This is a genomic window from Actinocatenispora comari, from assembly GCF_017312725.1.
GTDB lineage: Bacteria > Actinomycetota > Actinomycetes > Mycobacteriales > Micromonosporaceae > Actinocatenispora > Actinocatenispora comari.
Genome location: NZ_BOPO01000024.1, coordinates 34991 through 51192 on the forward strand (window position 1 = coordinate 34991; position 16202 = coordinate 51192).

11 protein-coding genes and 1 pseudogene are annotated in these 16202 nt (G+C 71.7%); 8 read left to right on the forward strand and 4 right to left on the reverse strand.

Annotation, left to right across the window (positions count from 1 at the left end):
• Positions 1-71 precede the first annotated feature (71 nt).
• Together sufB and NUM_RS08765 are read right to left on the reverse strand one after the other, a co-directional pair.
• Entirely contained in the window at positions 72-1529 is a 1458-nt protein-coding gene (gene sufB / locus NUM_RS08760; RefSeq protein WP_440588070.1) for a Fe-S cluster assembly protein SufB, read from the reverse strand.
• A 182-nt stretch (positions 1530-1711) separates the two neighbouring features.
• Positions 1712-2446: pseudogene (locus tag NUM_RS08765) on the reverse strand (helix-turn-helix transcriptional regulator); the annotation flags it as partial.
• Between the two features lie 159 nt (positions 2447-2605).
• On the opposite strand from NUM_RS08765, the gene NUM_RS08770 reads away from it, so the two are divergent.
• From NUM_RS08770 to NUM_RS08800, 7 genes are all read left to right on the forward strand, one after another.
• Positions 2606-3556, forward strand: coding sequence for a COX15/CtaA family protein (locus tag NUM_RS08770; RefSeq protein ID WP_225918430.1), 951 nt, complete (start codon positions 2606-2608; stop codon positions 3554-3556).
• A 91-nt stretch (positions 3557-3647) separates the two neighbouring features.
• Positions 3648-6152, forward strand: coding sequence for an HAD-IB family hydrolase (locus tag NUM_RS08775; RefSeq protein ID WP_207124297.1), 2505 nt, complete (start codon positions 3648-3650; stop codon positions 6150-6152).
• Entirely contained in the window at positions 6149-7414 is a 1266-nt protein-coding gene (locus NUM_RS08780) for a zinc-dependent alcohol dehydrogenase (RefSeq protein ID WP_207124298.1), read from the forward strand. Before NUM_RS08775 ends, NUM_RS08780 begins: the two co-directional genes overlap by 4 nt.
• 79 nt (positions 7415-7493) lie before the next feature.
• Positions 7494-9071: an NPN-dependent hydroxyacid isomerase, LarAH14/15/16 family gene (gene larAH / locus NUM_RS08785; protein ID WP_207124299.1), complete on the forward strand. Its 1578-nt coding sequence runs from the start codon at positions 7494-7496 to the stop codon at positions 9069-9071.
• Positions 9072-9075: 4 nt separating this feature from the next.
• The gene (locus tag NUM_RS08790) at positions 9076-10095 is read left to right on the forward strand and encodes a 1-acyl-sn-glycerol-3-phosphate acyltransferase (RefSeq protein ID WP_207124300.1); all 1020 of its coding nucleotides are present in this window, start codon (positions 9076-9078) and stop codon (positions 10093-10095) included.
• Between the two features lie 218 nt (positions 10096-10313).
• Entirely contained in the window at positions 10314-11255 is a 942-nt protein-coding gene (locus NUM_RS08795) for an AraC family transcriptional regulator (protein ID WP_207124301.1), read from the forward strand.
• Between the two features lie 39 nt (positions 11256-11294).
• Positions 11295-12119 carry a dioxygenase family protein gene (locus NUM_RS08800; RefSeq protein WP_207124302.1) on the forward strand — a complete coding sequence of 275 codons (825 nt, stop codon included), beginning with the start codon at positions 11295-11297 and terminating at the stop codon, positions 12117-12119.
• A gap of 61 nt (positions 12120-12180) precedes the next feature.
• On the opposite strand, the gene NUM_RS08805 is transcribed toward NUM_RS08800, so the two are convergent.
• Together NUM_RS08805 and NUM_RS08810 are read right to left on the reverse strand one after the other, a co-directional pair.
• On the reverse strand, positions 12181-12501 hold the full coding sequence (locus tag NUM_RS08805; RefSeq protein ID WP_207124303.1) for a hypothetical protein: 321 nt from the start codon (positions 12499-12501) through the stop codon (positions 12181-12183).
• A gap of 188 nt (positions 12502-12689) precedes the next feature.
• Positions 12690-13649 (reverse strand): heme o synthase, encoded by a 960-nt coding sequence (locus NUM_RS08810; RefSeq protein ID WP_225918431.1) that lies wholly within the window; start codon positions 13647-13649, stop codon positions 12690-12692.
• A gap of 439 nt (positions 13650-14088) precedes the next feature.
• On the opposite strand from NUM_RS08810, the gene tkt reads away from it, so the two are divergent.
• Positions 14089-16182, forward strand: coding sequence for a transketolase (gene tkt / locus NUM_RS08815; protein ID WP_207124304.1), 2094 nt, complete (start codon positions 14089-14091; stop codon positions 16180-16182).
• Positions 16183-16202 lie beyond the last annotated feature (20 nt).

The following is a 16202-nucleotide window of genomic DNA, read 5'->3' on the forward strand; positions in this document are numbered from 1 at the left end:
CATGGGTCGCGCCGGAGGCACCGCACCCCCGGCCGGCACGGCGCGCGGCGCCGACCGGGGCATCGGACCGGTCAGCCGACGGCGCCTTCCATCTGCATCTCGATCAGCCGGTTGAGCTCCAGTGCGTACTCCATCGGCAGCTCCTTGGCGATCGGCTCGATGAAGCCGCGGACGATCATCGCCATCGCCTCGTCCTCGGTCATGCCCCGGCTCATCAGGTAGAAGAGCTGGTCCTCGCTGACCTTGGACACCGTCGCCTCGTGGCCCATCTGCACGTCGTCCTCGCGCACGTCCACGTACGGGTAGGTGTCGGACCGGGAGATCGCGTCCACCAGCAGCGCGTCGCACTTGACCGTGCTCTTCGACTGCTCGGAGCCCTCCAGCACCTGCACCAGCCCGCGGTACGAGGTGCGACCGCCGCCACGCGCGATCGACTTGGAGATGATCGTCGAGGACGTGTTCGGCGCCTGGTGCACCATCTTCGCGCCGGCGTCCTGGTGCTGACCCTCGCCGGCCATCGCGACCGACAGCACCTCGCCCTTGGCGTGCTCGCCGAGCAGGTAGACCGACGGGTACTTCATCGTCACCTTGGAGCCGAGGTTGCCGTCGATCCACTCCATCGTCGCGCCCTCCTCGCAGGTGGCGCGCTTGGTGACCAGGTTGTAGACGTTGGTCGACCAGTTCTGGATGGTGGTGTAGCGGCAGCGGGCGCCCTTCTTGACGATGATCTCCACGACCGCCGAGTGCAGCGAGTCGGACTGGTAGATCGGCGCCGTGCAGCCCTCGACGTAGTGCACGTAGGCGTCCTCGTCGACGATGATCAGCGTGCGCTCGAACTGGCCCATGTTCTCGGTGTTGATCCGGAAGTAGGCCTGCAGCGGGATCTCCACGTGCACGCCCTTCGGCACGTAGATGAACGAGCCACCGGACCACACCGCCGTGTTCAGCGCGGCGAACTTGTTGTCGCCGGCCGGGATGACGGTGCCGAAGTACTCCTCGAACAGCTCCGGGTGCTCCTTGAGGCCGGTGTCGGTGTCCAGGAACAGGACACCCTGCTCCTCCAGGTCCTCCCGGATCTTGTGGTACACGACCTCCGACTCGTACTGCGCGGCCACACCGGCGATCAGCCGCTGCTTCTCCGCCTCCGGGATGCCGAGCCGGTCGTAGGTGTTCTTGATGTCCGCCGGCAGCTCGTCCCAGGTGGTCGCCTGCTTCTCGGTGGAACGCACGAAGTACTTGATGTTGTCGAAGTCGATGCCGGACAGGTCGGCACCCCAGTTCGGCATGGGCTTGCGGCCGAACAGCTTCAGGCCCTTGAGCCGCCGGGAGAGCATCCACTCCGGCTCGCTCTTCTTCGCCGAGATGTCGCGCACCACGGCCTCGGACAGACCACGCTTCGCCGCCGCGCCGGCCGCGTCCGAGTCGGCCCAGCCGTACTGGTAGCGGCCGATCCGCTCGAGCTCCTCGGCCTGCGCGGCCATCGGGTCGAGCACCTGCTCCGGCGCCTGGTTGGTCGTCTCTGCCGTCATCGCATCCTCACCGGATTCGGATCATCACTGTCGGGTTCGGCCACACCGTCGGCGCGGCCTGCTGGTTCGACCGCGGCGCGGCCGGATCGTTCTGGTGCCACGACCGCCGGACGGTCTGGTGGTTCGACCGCCGGGCGCTCTGGTGGCACCGGGTCCGCGAGCGTGCGGGCACGGCGCGGATCGGGAATGTAGGTGGTGCAGACCCCGTCGCCGTTGGCGATCGTGGCCAGCCGCTGCACGTGCGTGCCGACCAGGCGGCTGATCACCTGTGTCTCGGCCTCGCACAGCTGCGGGAACTCGGCCGCCACGTGCGCCACCGGGCAGTGGTGCTGGCACAGCTGCCCGCCGGCGGCCAGGGCCGAGGCGCTCGCCGCGTACCCCTCGCCGGACAGCGCGGTGGCCAGCGCGTTCGCCCGGGCGAGCGGATCGTCACCGGCGTCCTCCATGGCCGCGCGGCAGCTGTCCTCCAGCGCCGCCACCTGCTGGGCGACGAACGCGGAGACCGCGTCGGCGCCGCCGGAGGCGTAGATCCAGCGCAGCGCGGCGGCGGCCAGGTCGTCGTAGGTGTGCGGGCCGCAGCTGCCCCGACCGGAGTCGGTGAGCACGAACTCGCGGGCCGGCCGACCGCGCCGGCGCCGGCCCCGGATCACCCGGTCCCGGTCGGCGACCAGGCCGTCGGCGAGCATCGCGTCCAGGTGGCGGCGGATGGCGGCCGGACTGACCCCGAGCTCGGCGCCGAGCTCGGCGGCGGTCAGCGCGCCGCGCTCCAGCAGCAGCCGGGTGACCGCGTCACGGGTGCGGCCGTCCCGGGCGCGTGCGTCACCGACGGTGTCGCCGGGCCGACCGGCAGACCGTGGCTCCGGCACACCGCCCGCACGCGCCCCGAGATCCGGGGTCGAGCTGGCCGCGTTTTTCACAACATCAGTGTGACGTATTTCAGGGGGCCGGTGCAAACAGGGGTGGCGGTGAAACATGACACGAAGCCGAGCCTTACCTCAATTCACGCTCATCCGGCCGGCGACCAGCGCGCACACCCCGTCTACGACGCGTAGAACGTCCGCGCCTACGATGGCCGGGTGAGTCTGGAACGGGTGCGGGTCTCGGCCGCCACGGTGCGTCGACTGGCCCTCACGACGGTGGCACTCAACGTCGTCCTGGTGGTCACCGGCGGGGCGGTGCGGCTGACCGGTTCCGGCCTCGGTTGCCCGACCTGGCCGAAATGCACCGATGCGTCCTACCACAACACCCCGGCGTACGGCATCCACGGCTACATCGAGTTCGGCAACCGGCTGCTCACCTTCGTTCTGGTCGCCGCGGTGGTGCTGACGTTCCTCGCGGCGCTGGTGGCCAACCCACGGCGGCGCTCGGTGATCTGGCTGTCGGTGCTGTCCGGCGCGACCATCCCGGCCCAGGCGGTGCTCGGCGGCATGACCGTGCTGACCGACCTCAACCCGTACGTGGTGGCCGCGCACTTCCTGTTCACCGTGCTGATCATCGCCATCGCGTACTGGCTGTGGAAGCGCAGCCGGGAGGGCGACGAGCCGGCGCAGACGCTGGTCCGGTCGCCGCTGCGCGGGCTGACCATGCTGCTCGCCGGGCTGACCGTCGCGGTGCTCACCATCGGCACCGTGGTCACCGGCTCCGGGCCGCACGCCGGCGACCAGCACGCCCGCCGTACCGGGCTGGACCCGGGCATGGTGGCCCAGCTGCACGCCGACTCGGTGATGCTGCTGATCGGGGCGAGCGTCGCGGCCTGGTTCGCGTTCCGGGCGACCCGCGCGCCGGCGGCGGTGCAGCGCGCCGCGGTGACGTTGATCGCCGTCGAGCTGGCGCAGGGCGTGATCGGGTTCGTGCAGTACTTCACCCACCTGCCGATCGTGCTGGTCGGGCTGCACATGGCCGGCGCGGCCGCGGTGTGGCTCGCCGCGCTGGTCCTGCTGTTCGCCACCCGCAGCCGCGGCCCGGCGCCGGAGCCGGTGACGGTGACCGGCCCGGAGGTGGTCCCGCCCGACTCGGTGCCCGCCTGAGACAGGCCGACACCGCAGGTCATCGCGGCGTCGCGGTACGAATCGAGGCATCGTCACCCGGCCTGGAACACCGCGGGTGGCAACGTATAACGTGTCGGAGCCGACGGGATCGGCCGGCGACTGCCGGTACCGGGCCGCGGTGATGGCGATCGATCTGCCGGGGAGGGCGCAGGTGGCGGACGACCACAGCGGCGAGCACGTCGGTACGGGCGGGGAAGCTCGCCGGTTGGCCGGTGCGCACGTCTTGCTCACCGGGGCGACCGGCTTCCTGGGTCAGGCGACCCTGGAGAAGCTGCTGTCCGACTATCCGGACACGCGCGTCTCGGTGCTGATCCGGCGCAAGGGCAGCACGCCCGCCGTGGCACGGCTGGACAGCATGCTGCGCAAGCCGGTGTTCAACACCTGGCGCGAGCGGGTCGGCGAGGACGAGGCGGCCCGGATCGCGGCCGAGCGCGTCGACGTGGTCGAGGGCGACCTGGGCGGCAACCCGCCGAGCCTGCCCGACGACCTGGACGTGGTGATCCACTGCGCGTCCACGGTGTCGTTCGATCCGCCGATCGACGAGGCCTTCCGGACCAACGTGTCCGGCGTGGTCAACCTCTACCAGGCGATCGCGGCGACCGGCACCAGCCCGCACGTGGTGCACATCTCGACCGCGTACGTGGCCGGCGCCCGCAAGGGCGTGGTGCCCGAGGCGTCGCTGGACCACACCGTCGACTGGCAGACCGAGCTGGCCTCGGCGCTGGCCGCGCGGGACGAGGTGGAGCGCGACTCGCGCCGGCCGGAGGCGCTGCGCAAGGCGCTCGCCGAGGCCCGCGAGGAGCACGGCAAGGCCGGCCCGCAGTCGGCCGCGCTGGCCGCCGAGGAGGCCCGCAAGGAGTGGGTGTCCAAGCGACTGATCGACTACGGCCGGCTGCGCGCGCAGAGCCTCGGCTGGCCGGACGTGTACACGTTCACCAAGGCGCTGGGCGAGCGCGCCGCCGAGCAGCTGTGGGCCGGCGCCGGCCACCGGCTGACCGTGGTGCGGCCGGCGATCGTGGAGAGCGCCCTGAAGTACCCGTTCCCCGGCTGGATCGACGGCTTCAAGATGGCCGACCCGATCATCCTGGCGTACGGGCGCGGCGTGCTGCAGGAGTTCCCCGGCCTGCCGGACGGCGTGCTCGACGTGATCCCGGTCGACCTGGTGGTCAACGCGACGCTGGCCGCCGCGACCGCGCCGACCGAGCCGGGCGAGGCACAGTACTTCCACGTCGGGTCCGGGCACTCCAACCCGCTGCCGATCCGGGAGATGTACCGGACCATCCGGGAGTACTTCGAGGCGCACCCGATGCCCGACGGCGGGCGCGGCGAGATCAAGGTGCCGCTCTGGACGTTCCCCGGTTCGCAGGCGGTGGAGCGGCTGCTGCGCACCGGCGAGCGGGCGACCGGCTTCGCCGAGTCGGCGCTGTTGAAGATGCCCGCCTCGCCGCGCACCCGGGACTGGATGACCAAGGTCCACCGCAAGCAGCGCGAGCTGGAGTTCCTGCGCAAGTACTCCGACCTCTACGGGGTGTACACCGAGGCCGAGGTCATCTACACCGACGACCGGCTGCTCGCGCTGCACGAGTCGCTGCCGGCCGACGAGCGGGAGCGGCACGGCTTCGATCCGCGCGTCATCGACTGGGACTACTACCTCGAGGACGTGCACTACCCGGCGATCACCGCGGCGATGCGGGCGATCGGGTCGCGGCCCCGGTCGCGTAGCGTCGCCAAGCGCGAGACGCTGCCGGAGCGCACCGACGCGGTCGCGGTGTTCGACCTGGAGGGCACGGTCATCGCCTCCAACATGATCGAGGCGTACCTGTGGGCCCGGCTCGCCGGCCGCACCAAGTCCGGCTGGGTCGGCGAGCTGGCCGACCTCGCCACCTCGATGCCGAAGTACCTGCGGGCCGAGCGGCGCGACCGGGGCGACTTCGTCCGCACCTTCCTGCGCCGGTACGAGGGCGCCGACGAGCAGGCGCTGCGCCGGGTGGTGGCCGACCGGCTCGGTGACACGCTGCTGGCCCGGGCGCTGCCGGAGGCGGTCCGGCAGATCCGCCGGCACAAGGCCGCGGGGCACCGCACGCTGCTGATCACCGGCGCGATCGACATCCTGGTCGAGCCGCTGAACGGGCTGTTCGACGACATCGTGGCGAGCCGGCTGCACGTGGTGGACGGCCGGTTCACCGGCTACCTGGACGGGCCGCCGCTGGTCGGCGAGGCGCGGGCGGCGTTCCTGCGCCGCTACGCCCGGCTCAACGGGTTCGACCTGGCCAGGTCGTACGCCTACGGCGACAGCTTCTCCGACCGGCCGCTGCTGGAGGCGGTCGGTACCGCGAACGCGGTCAACCCCGACCCGAAGCTGTACCGGCACGCGAAGCGGAAGAAGTGGACAGTGCGCGAGTGGGGCAAGCACACCCGCGGCCCGGTGGAGGCGTTGATGGACGGCAGTCGCGACAGCCTGCTCGCCGGTAGTTGGGGGCAGGCCGCGGTGCTGCCGACCGGGACGAGCACCACCGCGCTGCCCGGCGCGCCGGTCCGATCGCTGCCCGCCGGCGGTTCGGAGGTGACCCGGTGATCCTGGCGCTGGAATACCATCGCTCCGCGGCCCGGTACATCGCGACCCGCACCGCGACCGGGACCAAGCTCGGCGGCCGGATGGCCGGCCTGCTGGTCGGCAACATGGCGCCGCTGCGGCTGACCAACAAGTCCGAGCCACGCCGGCCCAGCGACGAGTGGACCCGGCTCAAGCCGCTGCTGTCCGGCATCTGCGGCTCCGACCTGGGGCTGCTGTCCGGCTCGAACTCCCCGTACCTGTCGCCGATGATCTCGACGCCGTTCGTGCCCGGGCACGAGGTCGTCGCGGAGACCATGGACGAGCTGCCCGGCCTGCCGAAGGGCAGCCGGGTGGTGATGGACCCGGTGCTGTCCTGCCGGCCGCGCGGCGTCGAGCCGTGCGTCTGGTGCGCCACCGGCCGCGAGTCGCGCTGCGACCGGATCACCGGCGGCGCGGTGTCGTCCGGCCTGCAGACCGGGTACTGCGGCGACACCGGCGGCGGCTGGAGCAAGCAGTTCGTGGCACACGCGAGCCAGCTGCACCCGGTGCCGGACGAGCTGAGCAACGAGCGCGCGGTGCTGGTCGAGCCGATCGCCTGCGCGGTCCACTCGGTGCGCCGGGTGCACGTGCCGGCCGGCGCCTCGATCCTGCTGATCGGGGCCGGGACGGTCGGCCTGTTCACCCTGCTGGCGCTGCGCGAGTTCACCCAGGCCGGCCCGATCTACGTCGTCGCCAAGCACCGCCACCAGCGGGAACGTGCGATCCAGCTGGGCGCCACCGAGGTGTTCGAGCCGAAGCGGGCGGCCCGGGCGCTGCGCCGCGCCACCGGCGGTTCGCTGCAGCACCCGCAGATGGGTGCGGACTTCCTGCTCGGCGGCGCGGACATCGCGTTCGAGTGCACCGGCGGCACCGGCGGCCTGACCTCCGCGCTGCGGATGGTGCGAGCCGGCGGCACCGTGGTCGCCTCCGGCATCCCGGCCAGCGGCGTCGACCTGACCCCGCTGTGGTACCGGGAGCTGAGCCTGGTCGGCGCCTACGCCTCCGACCACGGCGGCCCGGAGAAGGTCACCGACGACGTGCCGAACGCGGCCGAGGAGCGTACCCGCGCCGACGGCCGGGCCGGTGACTTCACCGAGGCGGTGGCGCTGGCCGGTACCGCACCGCTGGACGGTTACGTGGACGCGGTCTACTCGCTGAGCCAGTGGCGGGACGCGATCGGGCACGCCTTCGCGGCGGGCCGGCTCGGTACCGTCAAGGTCGCCTTCGCGCCGGGCCAGCAGTGACGGGGGCGGTCATGACGAAGGCGACGCGCACGGGCGCGATGGACACGACATTTGTTGGTACCCAACGGGAGGCTGCGGCGTGAGCAGGCCAGGGTTCGTACTTGAGGTCGATGAGCGGACCCCACCGCTGCTGATCCACCAGGGCGAGGGGTTCCGGCTGGAGAATCTGCCGCTGGGCAGCAAGGTGATCTACGGGCCGGATCCGCTGCCCGGGCTGCGGGACGTGAACGCCGCGATCCGGCACGCGCTGCTGCACCCGCACGGGATGGAGCCGCTGCCGGAGCTGCTGAGGCCGGGCATGAAGCTGACGATCGCGTTCGACGACATCTCGCTGCCGCTGCCGCAGATGCAGACGCCGGACATCCGGCAGCGCATCCTCGAACACGTGCTCGAGCTCGCCGCCCGCAAGGGCGTCAACGACGTCGAACTGGTCGCGGCGAACGCGCTGCACCGGCGGATGACGCCGAGTGAGCTGAAGCGCGCGGTCGGCGAGCGGGTGTTCCGCGCGTTCTTCCCCGAGCACCTGCGCAACCACGACGCCGAGGACAAGGACAACATGGTCCACCTCGGCAAGACCGACCACGGTGAGGACGTGGAGCTCAACAAGCGGGCGATGGAGTCCGACCTGTTGATCTACGTCAACATCAACCTGACCCCGATGTCCGGTGGCCCGAAGTCGGTGTCGGTCGGGCTGGCCGGCTACAACAGCCTGCGCCACCACCACAACTCGCACGTGCTGAAGCACTCGCGGTCGTTCAACGACCCGCCGAACTCGGCGATGCACCACTCGTACAACCGGATGGCCGACCTGCTCGGCGGGCACGTCAAGGTGTTCACCATCGAGACGAGCGTCAACAGCGAGTCGTTCCCGTCCGCGATGGGCTTCCTGAACAAGCGCGAGTGGGAGTGGAACCTCAAGGACCAGGCGTCCTACCTCGCGGTCAAGCGGGCCAACGAGATGCTGCCGACCAAGATGCGGCGCAAGGTCTGGCAGAGCCAGTACGCGCCGTACAAGATGACCGGCATCAACGCCGGTGCGCCGAGCGAGGTGCACCCGCTGACCATGGCTAAGGTGCACGAGCAGCAGCGGGTCGAGGTCAACGGCCAGGCCGACATCGGCGTGTTCGGCGTGCCGTTCATCTGCCCGTACAACGTCAACTCGATCATGAACCCGATCCTGGTGACGTCGATGGGACTGGGCTACCAGTTCAACATGTACCTGAACAAGCCGATCGTGCGGCAGGGCGGCGTGGGCATCTTCTACCACCCGATGCCGAACGAGTTCCATCCGGTGCACCACCCGAGCTACATCGACTTCTTCGAAGAGGTGCTCGCCGAGACGACCGACCCGGCGCAGCTGGAAGCCAAGTACGAGAAGCAGTTCGCGACCGACGAGTGGTACATCCACCTGTACCGCAACTCGTACGCGTACCACGGCGTGCACCCGTTCTACATGTGGTACTGGGCGTCGCACGCCATGGACCACCTGGGCGACGTGATCTTCGTCGGCGCGGACCGCAAGACCGCCGCACGGCTCGGTTTCCGTACCGCGACGACGCTGGGCGACGCGCTGGAGATGGCCAAGCACACGGTCGGGTCCAGCCCGGAGATCAGTTACCTGCACATGCCGCCGCTGACCCTCGCGGATGTGAGGTAGTGCCATGGGTCTGATCAGCGAGGCGAAGCTGCTGTCGCGGGGACGGGACTGGCGTGGCCGGTCCCGCACCCCCCGCTCGGCCGAGCCGTGGGCGCCCAAGCACGAGCCGAAGGAGTTCCCGACCGCGTGGGCGCGCACCCCGGTCACCGGCATCGTGCGTACCGCGATCCAGCGTGGCGTGCTCAAGCCGGTGGCGTGGAGCCAGACCCGGGTCACCGTCGAGGGCCGGGAGTACCTGGACGGGCTGCGCGGCCCGGCGATCTTCATCGCCAACCACTCCAGTCACCTCGACACGCCGATGATCCTCGGCTCGCTGCCGCGCCGGTTCACCGACCGGCTGGCGGTGGGCGCCGCGGCCGACTACTTCTTCGACGCCCGCTGGCGCGCGTTCACCACCGCGCTGGTGTTCAACACCTTCCCGGTGGAGCGGTACGGGTCGCGCCGGCTGCGCGGGCTCGCCGGCCGGCTGGTCGACGACGCCTGGTCGCTGCTGCTGTTCCCGGAGGGCACCCGGTCGCAGGACGGCTGGATGAACCCGTTCAAGGTGGGTGCCGCGGCGCTGTGCATCTCCAAGGGCATCCCGTGCGTGCCGATCTCGCTGCGCGGCACGTACGGCGCGATGCCGCGCGGCCGCAACTGGCCGCGGCCGGGCCGACCGAAGGTCGTCATCCGGTACGGCCGGCCGATGCGTGCCGAGGCCGGCGAGGGCGTGCGTGACTTCAGCTTCCGGATGATGTCCGAGGTCACCCGGCTGTGGAACGAGGAGGAGCTCGGCTGGTACGAGGCGCTGCGCGCGTCCGCGGCCGGCCAGCTGTCCGCCCCGACCGGGCCGAAGGCCATCGGCGCCGAGGAGACGCCGGCGATCGAGGCGGCACCGGCCACCGGTACCGACATCGAGGCGGCGGCCGCCGGTACCGACGTGGTGCCGGCCGAGCCGGAGGACGCGTCCCGGTGGCGCCGGATCTGGGAGTCCACCCGGCCACTGGACGACGAGCGTCCCCGCCCGGTCTGGCCCGGCCGCTGAGTCACCGGCGGCCCGCCGCTGAGCCACCGGCGGCCCGCCGCTGAGCCACCGGCGGCCCGCCGCCGAGCGGCCCGGCCGCTGAGCCACGGCGGGTACCTGCCTCCCGGCAGGTACCCGCGCCCGCCAGGCCTGCCGTCCCCGGTACCGACCGGTTAGATTCTCGTTGCGGCGCCGGCTCGGCCACCAACCCCCCGCCGGTCCGGCGCCGCGGAGGCCACATGGGCACCGACGCGCTGCCGGTGCACCGCCTGGCGGTGCCGGATCCGGAGCTGCTGCCGTTCGCGATCGGCTCCTTCGACGAGATCGGCCCGCTGTCGCGGGCCCGCTTCGCCCATCGGCATCGCTTCCACGAGATCGTGTTCGTCACCGGCGGCCACGGCGAGCACCTGGTCGACTTCGTCCCCCACCCGGTGCGACCGCCGCAGCTGTGCGTGCTGGTACCGGGGCAGGTGCACGCCTGGGCGGCGACCGGGCTGACCGGCCAGGTGGTGCTGTTCGGCGACGAGTTCCTGCGCGACGCGCCCGGCGACCGGGCAGCGCTGCAGTGGCTGGGCCACCGGCCCGGGCCGACCCCGACCGGCGCCGACGCCGACCGGCTGGCCACCGTCCTCGCCGAGCTGACCGGCGAGTACCGGCAGCGCGCCGCCGGCCACGTCGACATCCTGCGCGCCCTGCTGCACGTGCTGATCCGCCGAGCACTGCGGCTGCCGGGCCACTCCCCTGCCGCGCCGGTGCTCGGCCCCCGGGCGACGCTGGCCCGCGAGTTCGCCCGGCTGCTCGCCGGTCCGGACCCGCTGCTCGGCCCGGTCGCCGGGTACGCGCACCGGCTGGGCGTGTCGCCCAGCGGCCTCGCCGAGGCGGTACGGCAGGCGACCGGCGCACCGCCCGGTACCTGGATCCGCCGGGCCCGGGTACTGGAGGCGAGGCGACTGCTCGCCGGTACCGACCTGACCGTGGCGGCGGTCGCCGCCCGGGTCGGGATCGCCGACGCCGCCTACTTCTGCCGGTTCTTCCGCCGGCAGACCGGGCAGAGCCCGGGCGGCTACCGGCGGCAGGTTCGCGCACCCGGCCGCGATCCCGCCGGCCCGGCGCCGCGTGCCGGTGGAAAGCACCACGATCACGGCGAGCAGTCCATCGACCGGGTGCCGCCGCGGCCCTAGCGTCGGCGGCGTCCCCCACCCCGCCCACCGGAGGTTCCGATGGCCGACGACGCTCCCCGCTCCCCCCGACTCAGCCGCAAGCAACTGCTCAGGGCCGCCGCCGTGGCGCTGCCCGCCACCGCGATCGCCGGTGTGGCGGTTCCGGCGCTGGCGGATCCGGCCCGGCGCGACACCGCCCGTACGCTCGATCCGACGCCGCAGTGCACCGACGGCGACGAGACACCCGAGCAGATCGAGGGCCCGTACTTCAAGCCGAACTCGCCGCTGCGCACCTCGCTGCGCGAACCGGGCCTGCCCGGCACGCTGCTCACCGCGTCCGGGTACGTGTTCGGGCGGACCTGCCAGCCGCTGGCCGGCGTGCTGCTCGACTGGTGGCAGGCCGACGACGACGGCGCGTACGACATGACCGGGTTCCGGCTGCGCGGCCACCAGCTGTCCGGCGACGACGGCAGCTACCACCTGGAGACGATCGTGCCGGGGCTCTATCCCGGCCGTACCAGGCATCTGCACGTCAAGCTGCAGGCGCCCGGCGAGCCGGTGCTGACCACCCAGCTGTACTTCCCGGGCGAGCCGCGCAACAGCACCGACAGCATCTTCGACGCCCGGCTGCTGATGACCATGCGCACCAGCGGCGACGAGCGGGAGGGGACGTTCGACTTCGTGCTGGACGTGACCGGCGGTGGCAGCCCGGCACCGACCCCGACCGGCACCTCGCAGCCGGGCGGGACGTGGACCGAGGGGGCGAGCTACCAGGTCGGCGACGTGGTCACCTACGCCGGTGGGCAGTACCGGTGCCGGCAGGCGCACACCGCCTTCGCCGGCTGGGAGCCGCCGAACGTGCCGGCCCTGTGGCAGCAGCTCTGACCCGACTCACCGGTACGGTCCCGTCGGCGCGACGCCGGCGGGACCGCCGTCGTTCAGCGGTTCAGCGGGCCAGCGCGGTGCGGCCCATCGAGCGCCACAGCGAAGGGCCGCCGTGCATGTTCTCGGTCAGTTCGCGCTCCCAGCCGTTCTCGACCGGCACGCCGGCCTCGCGGCAGGCGGCCCGGGCGACGTCGGTGGCGGGCGCGAGCTGGTCGCCCCAGGTGCCGTCCTCGCCGACCAGCACGATCCGCGCGCCGCGACGACCGACGTACTCGATCACGGCGGTCGCACCGTCGTGCTCACTGGTGAACGCCTTGAGTCCCGCCACGATCCCGGAGGGGACCTGTTCGGACTCCGTTGAAGCCATGGGGGTATCTGGCATGTCAGTGAGGCTAGGCAGTCGATGCGCACCCCGCGGCGGAACTCGTCAAAAGCTGTGATGCGACTTACTGTTCACCGGCCCGTTACCGCCGGTTTCGTCCGGTCCGCGAGCGCGTTCTCGACCACCACATCGATGGGCATGACATCCCTCACCCGGGGGCCCCGTTCGGTGCCCGCCACGGGAAGCCGCTACAGGAACGCGTCGACGGCCAGCGCGATGAACAGCAGCGTCAGGTAGGTGATCGACCAGTGGAACAGGTACATCGGCTTGATCTTCTGGCCGCGCTTCTCGCGGTGCAGCAGCCGGTGCACCTCGAACAGGAACAGCGCGCCGAGCACCACCGCGACCGCGCCGTAGACCCAGCTGGTCGCGAGCGGCCAGAGCGCGATCGAGCAGGCGACCATCAACCATGAGTAGATCGCCGACTCCACCAGCACCCGGCGCAGCGAGGCGACCACCGGCAGCATCGGCACCCCGGCGGCGGCGTAGTCCTTCTTGAACTTGATCGCCAGCGCCCAGAAGTGCGGTGGCTGCCAGAAGAACACCACCGCGAACACCAGCCACGGCGTGATGCCCAGGCCGCCGGTCACCGCCGCCCAACCGATCAGTACCGGCGCGCTGCCGCAGGCGCCGCCCCAGAACGTGTTGGCCGCGGTGCGCCGCTTCAGCAGCAGCGTGTAGACCACGTCGTAGTAGAAGATCGCGGCGAGGGTCAGCCCGCCGGCCAACCAGTTGGTGGTCAGCCCGATCAGCAGCACCGAGGTGACCCCGATGACCAGCCCGAACACCAGCGCCGAACGCGGCGAGACGGTGTGCCGCACCAGCGGGCGGGTGGAGGTGCGCCGCATCACCTGGTCGATGTCGCGGTCGATGTAGCAGTTGAGCGCGTTGGCGCTGCCGGCGGCGAGCGCGCCGCCCAACACCACGACCACCATCGTGACGATGCTCGGCAGCCCGTGCGCGGCGAGGAACATGGCCGGCACGGTGGTGATCAGCAGCAGCTCGATGATGCGCGGCTTGGTCAGCGCCAGGTAGGCGGAGAACACCGCCTTCGCGCGCGCGGCACGCGTCGGCGTCGAGGCGACGGCCGGGGCGGTCTCCGCGGACTGCTGCGCGTCGGAGGCTTCGCGGTCGGCGACCGTACTCACGCGGATCCAGCCACCTTCCGGCATCGGGACGAGGAGTGCTCCTGCGGACTGCACCGGAGCCGTACTACGTGTCGTAGAACAGACTAGTGCGGCTCGGTGCGCCGGCTGCGGCAGGGTGCCGGATTCGGCGCGCCCACCCCACCCCGGGGGACGGTGGCGAGCCGGTCACCCCCGGTACCGACCGACCCCCCGGGACACGGCCGCGAGTCGCGATGGGAAACGATGGACAAACGATTGCCGAACAGCGGCGTCGAAGACCGGCAGGGTGCGTTTCCCCTGTCTACAGGTTGACACGGGGTCCAGCAGGTGGCACGCGAGGGATCCCACCACGCTGCGTGCGCGGCGTGGGTAGGGTCGACCTGGTGGGTTTCAGGCGGGCACGTGCACGCACGCCGCACCCACCGGTTCGAAGCAACGTTGAGGACAGGAGAGCCATCCCGTGACGGACACCCCATTCGAATGGTCTGAGCTCGACCGGCGCACGGTGGACACGGTCCGGGTCCTCGCCGCGGACGCCGTCGAGCAGGCGGGCAGCGGTCACCCCGGTACCGCGATGAGCCTCGCGCCGGCCGCGTACCTGCTGTTCCAGCGGGTGATGCGGCACGACCCGGCCAACCCGAACTGGGCCGGACGAGACCGCTTCGTGCTGTCCGCCGGGCACTCCAGCCTCACCCTGTACATCCAGCTCTACCTGGCCGGATACGGCCTGGAGCTGGAGGACCTCAAGCAACTGCGGCAGTGGCAGTCCCGCACCCCGGGGCACCCGGAGCACGGCCACACCGCCGGGGTGGAGACCACCACCGGCCCGCTCGGCCAGGGGCTCGGCAACGCGGTCGGGATGGCGATGGCGGCCCGCCGCGAGCGCGGCCTGTTCGACCCGGACGCGGCGCCGGACGCCAGCCCGTTCGACCACTTCGTGTACGCGATCTGTTCCGACGGCGACATCGAAGAGGGCATCACGCACGAGGTCAGCGCGCTGGCCGGGCACCAGCAGCTGGGCAACCTGGTCGTGCTCTACGACGACAACTACATCTCGATCGAGGACGACACCAACGTCGCCAAGTCCGAGGACGTGCTGGCCCGCTACGAGGCCTACGGCTGGCACGTGCAGCGGGTGGACTGGACCACAGGTGGCGATTATCACGAGGACCCGGAGGCGCTGTACCGGGCGATCGAGGCCGCCAAGGCGGTGACCGACAAGCCGTCGTTCATCGCGCTGCGCACGATCATCGGCTGGCCGGCACCGAACAAGCAGAACACCGGCAAGATCCACGGCTCGGCGCTGGGCGCCGACGAGCTCGCCGCGACCAAGAAGGTCCTCGGCTTCGACCCGGAGCAGCACTTCGCGGTCGCCGACGACGTCCTGGCGCACGCCCGCAAGGCGCTGACCCGCGGCGAGGCCGAGCAGGCCGAGTGGGCCAAGGGCTTCGACGCCTGGGCGAAGGCCAACCCGGAGCGGCACGCGCTGTACGAGCGGCTGTCCCGGCGGGCGCTGCCGGACGGCTGGCACACCGCGCTGCCGGAGTTCCCGGCCGACGAGAAGGGCATGGCCACCCGCAAGGCGTCCAGCAAGGTGATCAACTCGATCGCCGAGGTGCTGCCGGAGCTGTGGGGCGGCTCGGCCGACCTGGCGGAGAGCAACAACACCACCATCGAGGGCGCCGAGTCGTTCCTGCCCGCGGTGCACGCGACGAAGATGTTCCCGGGCGACCCGTACGGCCGGGTGCTGCACTTCGGCATCCGCGAGCACGGCATGGGCTCGATCCTCAACGGCATCGTGCTGCACGGCGGAACCCGCCCGTTCGGTGGCACGTTCCTGGTGTTCAGCGACTACATGCGGCCGGCGGTGCGGCTCGCGGCGCTGATGCAGCTGCCGGTGGTCTACGTCTGGACGCACGACTCGATCGGGCTGGGCGGCGACGGCCCGACCCACCAGCCGATCGAGCACCTGACCGCGCTGCGCGCCATCCCCGGCCTGGACGTGGTCCGGCCGGCCGACGCGAACGAGACCGCGTGGGCGTGGCGGGGCGCGCTGGAGCACACCGACCGGCCGACCGCGCTGGTGCTGTCCCGGCAGAACCTGCCCACCGTCGACCGGTCGAACCACGGCTCCGCCGAGGGCACCGCCAAGGGTGGGTACGTGCTGGCCGAGGCGCAGGGCGCCGCACCCGAGGTGATCCTGGTGGCAACCGGCAGCGAGGTGCAGCTCGCGCTGCGCTCCCGAGACGCGCTGCAGGCCGAGGGGGTGCCGACCCGGGTGGTGTCGATGCCGTGCACCGAGTGGTTCGAGGCGCAGCCGCAGTCGTACCGCGACGAGGTGCTGCCGCCGTCGGTCAAGGCGCGCGTCTCGGTCGAGGCCGGCATCGCGCTGTACTGGCGGGGCATCGTGGGCGATCTGGGCGAGTCGGTGAGCATCGAGCACTACGGTGCGAGCGCTCCCGACACCGTCCTGTTCGAGGAGTTCGGCTTCACCGTGGACAACGTGGTGGCGGCGGCGCACCGCACCCGCGAGCGGGTGGCCGCCATCGGCTGACCGGGAACGTTTGACGTCGG

Excerpts from the sequence above, each read along its gene's own strand:
- sufB (WP_440588070.1), bottom strand. The coding sequence starts at position 1,529 with ATGACGGCAGAGACGACCAACCAGGCGCCGGAGCAGGTGCTCGACCCG.
- NUM_RS08790 (WP_207124300.1), top strand. The coding sequence starts at position 9,076 with ATGGGTCTGATCAGCGAGGCGAAGCTGCTGTCGCGGGGACGGGACTGG.
- NUM_RS08795 (WP_207124301.1), top strand. The coding sequence starts at position 10,314 with ATGGGCACCGACGCGCTGCCGGTGCACCGCCTGGCGGTGCCGGATCCG.
- NUM_RS08800 (WP_207124302.1), top strand. The coding sequence starts at position 11,295 with ATGGCCGACGACGCTCCCCGCTCCCCCCGACTCAGCCGCAAGCAACTG.
- NUM_RS08805 (WP_207124303.1), bottom strand. The coding sequence starts at position 12,501 with ATGCCAGATACCCCCATGGCTTCAACGGAGTCCGAACAGGTCCCCTCC.